At 70.6% G+C, this 575-nt stretch carries 1 protein-coding gene; it reads right to left on the bottom strand.

Annotation, left to right across the window (positions count from 1 at the left end; genetic code table 11):
* Positions 1–575 (bottom strand): pyridoxamine 5'-phosphate oxidase family protein (locus tag AC31A1_RS52360; RefSeq protein WP_489660068.1); only part of this gene is annotated, 575 nt, incomplete at both ends.

Genomic DNA, 575 nt, shown 5'->3' with positions numbered 1-575 from the left:
GGGGGAGTGCAGTGGGGGTCTCGACTGCCTCGGTGAGGGTGAAGCGGACCCTGCGTTCGCCGTCCTGGCCGAACTCCGGCCGTGCCTCGCCGGTTAGTTGGAGGGTCGTGCCCGTGTCCCAGTCGATGAAGAGGAGTCCCGCGCGCGGGTCGGTGAGGAGGTTGCCGAGGCTGAGGAACATGGCGTTGCCCGTGTAGTCCGGCCAGGTCAGCTCGTGGGGTGAAGTCGCTTGTACGAAGCCCGGGTTGCCGCCCCGGTGGCTGGCGTCGGCGCCGTGCTGGTGGACGGTGGCGAGGAAGAAGGTGTCGGCCGCCGCGATGAACTCGGCCTGCGTGGACGTCAGTTCGGTGTCGCGCCTCGGCTGTGCGGGTTCGCGGTCGGCGACCGTCTCGTAGGACTCTCTCCGCTGGATGTACTTGGGGCAGTTGGCGAACACCCGCTCCGCCTCGATCGCCAACCCCCTTGTCGTACGGCGGAGTCGGCCGTCCACGCGCATACGGCGCCGGGTGCGGGGGTCGAGGGCGATCGTGCCGACCGGGAGGTCCCGTGCCTCGGCGAGGGCCGGGGTGAGGGGG

The sequence above is a fragment of the Streptomyces sp. P5F9 genome (genome assembly GCF_057961495.1).
Note: the sequence above shows the minus strand (reverse complement) of the source record. Positions and strands in the feature narration are given on the sequence as shown.